Raw genomic sequence first — 8,074 nt, forward strand, 5'->3', positions numbered from 1 at the left:
CCGCGTGATGTGGAGCGTCATGCCGACGGCGGCATCACGCTCAGCGTGACGGACAACGGCGTGGGGTTCGACCCCTCGCGTGCGGGCGCGCTGTTCGGCATCTTCCAGCGCATGCACCGTGAGTCGGAGTTTCCGGGCCTGGGCACGGGCCTGGCCCTGGTGCGCGGCGTCATGCGCCGCCACGGCGGCGAGGCCACCATCCGCGCCACGCCGGCGGGCGGCTGCAGCGTATGCCTGAACTGGCCCGGCGGCGAAGTGCGGCGCACGGATCGCGGGCTCTGAGTCTGCCTGCCGCTGGCGCCAGCCCTCAGATCAGCGTGTCGTCCGGCTCGGGCTGGTGTGCCTGGCGCGAGGCCTCGCTGCCCGCGTCCGTGCCCGACCTGGTGGGCGCGCTGCCGGCCATCAGCGGCGCAGCAGGTATCACCTGGTCGCGCCCGGCGTCCTTGGCGCTGTAGAGCGCGCTGTCGGCCGCATTGATCCAGTCCTTGACCGACAGAAAGCTGGGGTCCGCCGCCGCCACGCCAATGCTGGCGCTGACGCGCAGATGCGGGTGCTCGCGCACGCGCAGCTGGCTCAGCTGGTTGCGTATGCGCAGGGCCACCGCATAGGCATCGTCCAGATGGGTGTGCATGCACAGCACGGCGAATTCATCGCCTCCGTAGCGGCCGGCCGCGTCATGCGATCGCAGGCAGTGCCGGATGGTCAGACCGATGGCCTGCAGCACCTCGTCACCCACGGTGTGCCCAAAGCTGTCGTTGATGCGCTTGAAGTGGTCTATGTCCACGATCAGCAGGCAGGCCGAGGTCTGCGTCTGCCGGTAGTCGCGCAGCGCGGCGCGCGCCTTCTGCCACCAGTAGTCGCGGCTGTACAGCGTGGTCAGTGGGTCGATGCGGCTGAGCACCTGCAGCTTCACGTTCTGTCGTGCCAGCTTGCGCACCAGCTGGCGCGTGGACCAGCTGGAGAACACGCTGTGCAGCAGAAGCAGGGGCAGCATGCTCAGCTGCACTGCCAGGCTGGCCTCCCACTCGGGCGCGGGCCGCAGCAGCAGGGCCCCCGCGGCGGCGGCCAGGAAGGTGGCGAACAGCGATTGCAGCCAGCCGTCGCGCGTGGCCGTGTGGTTGCGGTCTGCAATGCTGATGGCCAGCAGCGCAATGCTGGGCAATGCACAGAAATGCATGACGGGAATCCAGCTGCCGATGATCAGCGCATCTATCTTCAGATTGGCGTGTTCGGCGCGGTGGCTGTCACGGCTGTGGCGGGCGTGGAGAAAGGCGATGTGCGGCCAGACCAGGGCGCTCACCAGCACAAAGCCCCAGACAGCCGTGCTGGCGCCCAGCTCGGTCATGGTCGTGCCCACGACGAGGCCACCCAAAGCCATGCTGGAGACGCGCAAGGGATAGGTGCGGCGATGGATGCGCTGGCGCAAGGACATGGCGGTGCGAGCCGAGTGCGCGCCGATTGCCTAGCGCGTCAGAAAGTGTTGTTGCATCAATTTGTATCATTGTCCCCGTGCGTGCGCAACGCCTTAAAGTCCAACGTTGCCCAAAGTTGGCGTTCGGGACACATTGCAGGCTTGCTGTCCTACGCAGTCCCGCCGCCGCGCAGTTTCCTGATGCGCACAATTACTCGCAAAATCAAGCGTCCTGGCCTCATTGGGCGCCTGTTCCGGGATTTGCCGGCGGCAGCGGCATGGCGGTGGAGAACTTGGCGCGCCTGACGCTGAAAAAACTCTTGACATTGCGCACGTTGGCGTCGCCCGTGAATAGCGCCCGGCTCAACTCCAGGTAGGCCGGCATGTCGGGCGCGGCCACCACGAGGATGAAATCAGGCCCCGCCGATACGCGCCAGCACTGCTGCACGGCGTCCAGCGCTACGGCGCGGCGCTCGAATCCGTCCAGCGCGTCACTGTCCTGGCGGTCCAGCGAGACCTCCACAATGGCCTGCAGCCCATGGCCCAGGGCGGCGGCCAGGCGTTCGGGCTGCAGGATGGCCACCCGCCGCTCGATCAGCCCGGACTCCTGCAGCCGCCGCACGCGGCGCAGGCAGGTGGGCGGCGACAGCTGCAGCAGCGCGGCCAGGGCCTGGTTGCTGCGGCTGCAGTCTTCTTGCAGCAGCTGCAGCAGCTGCAGGTCGGTAGCGTCCAGTTGAATGGAATTTTGGTTCATTTTGTTATTTATATTGAAATAATATTTCTTGAATGCCTGATGATGAAATATTAGTTCAATAGATAAGGAAATCTGGAGAGAAATTTCTTTTCAACCTGCGTAGCATCCGTCGTCATCTCGAAACAAGGAGCTTGTCCATGTGTGGCATCGTCGCAGCGGTTTCCTTCCGCGATATCGTCCCCGTTCTCGTCCAGGGCCTGCAGCGCCTGGAATATCGCGGCTATGACTCCTGCGGCGTGGCCGTGCAGGCGCTGGACGCACAGGGCGTGCACAGCCTGGGCCTGCGGCGCGCCCGTTCCACGGCGCGCGTGGCCGAACTCATGGACCAGGTGCAACAGGACAAGGTCATCGGCCACACCGGCATTGCCCACACGCGCTGGGCCACGCATGGCGAGCCGGCGGTGCGCAACGCCCATCCGCATTTCAGCCACGGCCCTGGCGTCTCGCCCGTGGCCGACACCGACCAGCCGGCCCGCGTGGCCCTGGTGCACAACGGCATCATCGAAAACTACGAAGCCCTGCGCGCCGAGCTGCAGTCCAAGGGCTATGTCTTCGCCAGCCAGACGGACACCGAGGTCATCGCCCACCTGGTGGACAGCCTCTACGGCGGCGACCTGTTCGAGGCCGTGCAGGCCGCCACGCAGCGCCTGCATGGTGCCTTTGCCATCGCCGTCATGCACAAGGACGAACCGCAGCGCGTGGTGGGCTCGCGCGCCGGCTCGCCGCTGATCCTGGGCGTGGGCCAGGACGGTGCCGAACACTTCCTGGCCAGCGACGCCATGGCCCTGGCCGGCGTGACCGACCAGATCGTCTACCTGGAAGAGGGCGACATCGTGGACCTGCAGCCTGGCCGCTACTGGCTGGTGGGCAAGGGCGGCGAGCGGCTGGCGCCCGAGCAGCGCCCCGTGCGCACCGTGCACGCCCACAGCGGCGCGGCCGAGCTGGGTCCCTACCGCCACTACATGCAAAAGGAAATCTTCGAGCAGCCGCGCGCCATTGCCGACACGCTGGAAGGCGTGCAGGCCATCGTGCCCGAGCTGTTCGACGGCGTGGCCTCGGACGGCAAGACGGGCACTTCGGCCTGGCGCGTGTTCAAGGAGATCGACCGCGTGCTCATCCTGGCCTGCGGCACCAGCTACTACAGCGGCTGCACGGCCAAGTACTGGATCGAGTCGCTGGCCGGCCTGCCCTGCAGCGTGGAAGTGGCCAGCGAATACCGCTACCGCACCAGCGTTCCCCATCCCAAGACCCTGGTCGTCACCATCAGCCAGTCGGGCGAGACCGCCGACACCCTGGCCGCGCTGCGCCATGCCCAGAACCTGGGCATGAAGCACACGCTGACCGTCTGCAACGTGGCCACCAGCGCCATGGTGCGCGAATGCGAGCTGGCCTACATCACGCGCGCCGGCGTGGAGATCGGCGTGGCCTCCACCAAGGCCTTCACCACCCAGCTGGCAGGCCTGTTCCTGCTGACCCTGGCCCTGGCCCAGTCGCAAGGGCGGCTGAGCGAGGAAAAGGAGCAGCAATACCTGGCCGCCATGCGCCACCTGCCCGTGGCCCTGCAATCCGTGCTGGCGCTGGAGCCCCAGGTCATCAGCTGGTCCGAGGACTTCGCCAAGCGCGAGAACGCGCTCTTCCTGGGCCGTGGCATCCACTACCCGATTGCGCTGGAAGGCGCGCTCAAGCTCAAGGAAATCAGCTACATCCACGCCGAGGCCTATCCGGCCGGCGAGCTCAAGCACGGCCCGCTGGCCCTGGTGGACAGCGCCATGCCCGTGGTCACGGTGGCGCCCAACGACGAGCTGCTGGAAAAGCTCAAGAGCAACATGCAGGAAGTGCGTGCGCGTGGCGGCGTGCTCTATGTGCTGGCCGATGCCAAGACCAACATCGAAAGCAGCGAAGGCATGCATGTCATCCGCATGCCCGAGAACTACGGCGCGCTCAGCCCCATCCTGCACGTGGTCCCGCTGCAGCTGCTGGCCTACCACACGGCCTGCGCACGCGGCACCGATGTGGACAAGCCGCGCAACCTGGCCAAGAGCGTGACGGTGGAGTGAGGCGGGGGCCGGGGTAGGGCGCAGGCCGTGGCCTGCCCTGGTCCTTCGTTGCCCCCTGTGCGAAATGTCCGTCGGACACCCGGCGGCTGGCCTACCTGCGGTGTCGCAACATGGGGCTGCGCACGCTCTGGCCGGTCCTACGGCTGAGCCGCATGTCCGGGCCCACACTGGTTACCAGCGCAGTGCATATCTGCGCTGCAGTCGGGCGCTTCGTTTGACGCGCCTCTTTGACCACCATGTGAAGGAGATACCCATGGCTCAGCAAAACGACCAGCAACAGCAGCAAAACAACCCGCAGCAGCAGAACCCGAACCAGCAAAACCCGGGACAGCAGCAGCAGGACAACCCCCAGCACAAGCAGCCTGGTCAAAACCAGCCAGGCCAGCAGCAGCCCAATCAGCCCCGCTGACAGGCTGGGCGGCGTTCCGTTTGACGTGAGGATGGAACTATGAAACAGCTTCTTCCCACGAGAGGCCCGCAGCATCCGGCCTATGTTCCCATGCAGATGGGGCAACCCATCACGGACAGGAACTACAGCCAGATGCAGTGCAAGGCGAACGTCCGCCAACAAGGGCAGCCTTTGCGCCAGCCACAGCAACGCTGATTGATCGCAGCCAGCGCTGGTGCAGCGCTCCCTGGAACCGGCCGCCTTCGGGCGGCTTTTCCGTGTCGAGGGCCTGCCCTGGCCGGGGCCGCCGGAGATCTCCCAGCACAATGACGCCTTTCCAGCATCAACCTCCAAGGATTTCAACGATGACACTGCAGCGCCCCTGCTTCGTTTTGCCGACTCTGGTGCTCGCCCTGGGATTGTCGGGGTGTGCCGCGCCGCCTTCCAGCGGGCAGCTCGAGAAGGAGGAAGCCGAGCAGGCGAAGACGCTGTGGGTGATCAGCGAGGCCTTGAAGGCCAACATGGCCGTGGTGCTGGTGGCTGACCTGACGCCGCACAAGTCGCTGGCCGACGCCGACGGCATGTCCAAATGGACCTCGAACGTGCTGTGGACCCACCAGGACAGGCCGGAGATCGTGTTCGGCCGCAAGTTCCAGAACAACGCGCTGCAGCGCGATCCCAAGACCACCTACCTCTTCAAGGCCTTCGAGGTCCATGTCCTGCCCCCCGGCAAGTACCTGCTGACGGGCGGCGATGACTACTGGCTCAATGCCCGGCTCGACCAGCTGGGGGCCAAGGCGGGCGCTGCGGGCGCAGGCCGCGGCGCCAGCGGCACGGTGTCCCTGGCGCCCGAGACCTACCGCGAGTTCTATACCGAGATGAACTGGAAGGAGGCCACCACGCACACGCAGACCCGCACCGAGAAGTACTGCACCACGGTGCACCGTGCCTCGGGCCATTGCGTGGCCTGGGGCGAGCGGCAGGTCACGGACAGTACGCCGGGCATGGGTGCGGGCTACTACCAGGACACGGACTCGCGCGACATCCCTGCGCTCAAGGTCCAGGTGCGCGTGCCGCCCCGGCAGGCCCTGGCCAGTTTCACGCTGGAAGGCGGGCAGCTGGTGCTGAGCCAGCGCTCGTATCTGAAGACGCCCAGCTACCAGTTCCGCCAGGCGGGCTGCCGCAAGGTGGCGGCCGAGAAGGTCGAATGCCCGCTGGAGGACTTCACCGTCCACACGCTGCCGGTGCCCATGGAATTCACGCGCACCTATCTGGCCTCCCGCGCCAACCTGACCCCTGACCAGGAAAAACTCATGGCGCGGCTGGCGCCCATGCAGGTCACCACGCTGGGCCGCCAGGGCGCCGCCGATCCGATCTGGGGCACGCCGATCTCGCTGCGCAAGGGGCCTTGAGGTCCGGGCGCAGCCGATGGTCGTTGATCGGCTGCGTCGGGTGGAGGCCCTTTCCGTGCCCGGCCGGTTGTTGGCGGGCTGCGGCGACCGGTGCCTGCCTATGGGGTCACCAGGTGTGCGCGTAGCTGATCTTCAGCACCGTGCCGGCCGCTGGCAGGCGGCTGGTGTTGTTGTTGCTGCGCAGCAGCTGGCTGTAGAGCGGGAAGTACTGGCGGTTGAACAGGTTTTCCACGCCCAGGGACACACGGTTCTTGGGGTCGATCTTCCACTGGCTGATCAGGTCCACCGTGGTGTAGCCCCGTGTGTCATAGCGGCCGAAGCCGGTCTTGCCGCCCAGGCGGTAGTCCTTGGAGGCATAGGCGGTGGCCTGGAGGCGGTGGCTCCAGCGCGTGTCGGGCCGGTACTCCACATAGGCGGTGAGCTTGAGCGGAGGGATGCGAAAGCCCGTCATGTCCTGGTAGCCGCTGGCGGCCTGGGGCAGCTCGCGGCCCTTCATCCAGGTGAAGCTGCCGCCCACGCTCCAGTGGTCGTCGTCGCTGAAGTAGTCCAGGCCGCCTTCGATGCCATGGATCTTCTCGCGGGTGCGCAGCAGGGTCAGGCCATTGTTGAAGCTCTGCACGGCGCCCAGGTTGGAGCGCGACTGGAAGACGCTGAGGTTGGCCATCACGTTGGAGAACTTGCCGCGCCAGCCCATTTCATAGGTGTTGGTCTTGACCGCCTGCAGGTTGGAGTTGCCCAGGTTGAAGGCCGGCGTGGCATTGCGCACCACCACGCCGATGTCCGGCAGCTCGAAGCCCTGGCTGTACGAGGCATAGAGCTCCTGGCCGGGGACCGGCGTGAAGACCGTGCCCAGGTTGTAGGTCCAGGCGTTGTACCTGACGGTGCCGCCGTTCACGGACTGGGGGCTGGGGGCGCGTGACTGCGACAGCGGCGTGAAGTCATTGAAGCTGGCCTGGGCGCGGTCGTAGCGCAGGCCGCCTTCCGCCGACCATTGCGCATTGAACCGGTGCTGCAGCTGGGCGAAGGCGCCGATGCTGCGCGTGGTGACGGGCGGCATGTAGATCAGCTGGCCCGTCTTGTGAAAGACCAGGCCGCCGCTGGCGTCATAGGCCCGGGGATCGAAGATGTCGATGGGCATGTCGGTGCGCTCCTGGTTGAAGTCCGCACCCCAGATCAGCAGGCTCTTCTTGCCGGCGCCCAGCGGCGTCTTCAGGGTCAGGCGCCCGCCAAAGACCTCGGAGTTCTGCATGGACTGATCGACATTGGCGCCCCGCACCGGCACGGCGCGTGCGTCGAAGGGCGCAAACCGCGTGAAGAAGTCCCGGTAGTAGAGCTGGGCGGCCAGCGTGCTGCCTGCGATGTCCCGGTTCTCGTAGTCCAGGCCCAGCATGGTGTTCTTGATCTGGTTCTGGTCGGCCAGCACCAGGCCCTTGATGGGGCGGGCCGCCGCCGTTCCGGCTGGCAGCCGCGCCACCGACGGGTCGGAGGCGTAGTCCGTGTCCTGGGCCGCGTTGTAGTGGCTGGCGGTCAATTGCAGGCGCTGGTCGGCATCGAGCTTGAAGCCGATCTTGGCCGAGGCGTTGTAGATGTTGGAGTCGAACAGGTCGCCCTGGCTGGGCTCGGGTGCAATGCGGTTGCCCCTGGCGTCGAAGGCGCCGCCCATGTGCCTGGCGCCCAGGCTCACCGAATAGTCGACCACCTCGCCACCGCCGGACAGGTAGTGCTGCACCTCGCCGCCCAGTCCTGCGCCGCGCAGGCGGGACAGCGGGGTCGAGCCGGTGACGATGGTCTCGGCCCGCGTCTCGCCCGAGGGCCGCTTGGTGCGGATGGAGACAATGCCGCCCGCCGCACCACTGCCGTAGATGGCGCTGCTGCCGCGCAGCACCTCGATCTGCTCGATGTCGGCCGGGTTGATGTTGGCCAGGTTCCTGGACGAGTCGCGGTTGGTGTTCAGCGGAACGCCGTCCACCAGCACCAGCATGTTGCGGCCGCGCAGCGTCTGGCCGTAGTCGGTGATGGTGTGGCTGGAGTCCGCCATGCCGGGGACCACCT

Annotated in this window: 7 protein-coding genes; 4 read left to right on the forward strand and 3 right to left on the reverse strand. The window is 66.6% G+C overall.

Translation table 11 applies throughout. From position 1 onward, the window contains the following. Positions 1–282 (forward strand): ATP-binding protein (locus L995_RS26775; protein ID WP_047474378.1); only part of this gene is annotated, 282 nt, incomplete at its 5' end. A gap of 25 nt (positions 283–307) precedes the next feature. Here L995_RS26775 and L995_RS26780 read toward each other — a convergent pair. Continuing rightward, a complete protein-coding gene (locus L995_RS26780; RefSeq protein WP_016448446.1) occupies positions 308–1,432 on the reverse strand; it encodes a GGDEF domain-containing protein in 1,125 nt (374 codons plus the stop codon). 217 nt (positions 1,433–1,649) lie between these two features. Next, a complete protein-coding gene (locus tag L995_RS26785) occupies positions 1,650–2,165 on the reverse strand; it encodes an Lrp/AsnC family transcriptional regulator (RefSeq protein ID WP_047474380.1) in 516 nt (171 codons plus the stop codon). Between the two features lie 137 nt (positions 2,166–2,302). Between L995_RS26785 and glmS the strand changes: the two genes are divergently transcribed. The 3 genes from glmS (at position 2,303) to L995_RS26800 (ending at position 6,022) form a co-directional block, all read left to right on the forward strand. Continuing rightward, positions 2,303–4,222, forward strand: a complete 1,920-nt coding sequence (gene glmS, locus L995_RS26790; protein WP_047474381.1) for a glutamine--fructose-6-phosphate transaminase (isomerizing) — start codon at positions 2,303–2,305, stop codon at positions 4,220–4,222. Between the two features lie 253 nt (positions 4,223–4,475). After that, the gene (locus tag L995_RS34040; RefSeq protein ID WP_164474684.1) at positions 4,476–4,631 is read left to right on the forward strand and encodes a hypothetical protein; all 156 of its coding nucleotides are present in this window, start codon (positions 4,476–4,478) and stop codon (positions 4,629–4,631) included. Positions 4,632–4,975: 344 nt separating this feature from the next. Then, a complete protein-coding gene (locus tag L995_RS26800; protein ID WP_017405837.1) occupies positions 4,976–6,022 on the forward strand; it encodes a hypothetical protein in 1,047 nt (348 codons plus the stop codon). A 106-nt stretch (positions 6,023–6,128) separates the two neighbouring features. Here L995_RS26800 and L995_RS26805 read toward each other — a convergent pair. Continuing rightward, positions 6,129–8,074 (reverse strand): TonB-dependent receptor (locus tag L995_RS26805; RefSeq protein WP_047474386.1); only part of this gene is annotated, 1,946 nt, incomplete at its 5' end.

Origin of the sequence: Delftia sp. ZNC0008 (assembly GCF_000799035.1) — a bacterium.
Lineage (GTDB): Bacteria > Pseudomonadota > Gammaproteobacteria > Burkholderiales > Burkholderiaceae_C > Comamonas > Comamonas tsuruhatensis.

What these genes read in the sequence shown, in the direction of transcription:
- L995_RS26800 (WP_017405837.1), top strand. Translation starts at nt 4,976, where the DNA reads ATGACACTGCAGCGCCCCTGCTTCGTTTTGCCGACTCTGGTGCTCGCC.
- L995_RS34040 (WP_164474684.1), top strand. Translation starts at nt 4,476, where the DNA reads ATGGCTCAGCAAAACGACCAGCAACAGCAGCAAAACAACCCGCAGCAG.
- glmS (WP_047474381.1), top strand. Translation starts at nt 2,303, where the DNA reads ATGTGTGGCATCGTCGCAGCGGTTTCCTTCCGCGATATCGTCCCCGTT.
- L995_RS26785 (WP_047474380.1), bottom strand. Translation starts at nt 2,165, where the DNA reads ATGAACCAAAATTCCATTCAACTGGACGCTACCGACCTGCAGCTGCTG.
- L995_RS26780 (WP_016448446.1), bottom strand. Translation starts at nt 1,432, where the DNA reads ATGTCCTTGCGCCAGCGCATCCATCGCCGCACCTATCCCTTGCGCGTC.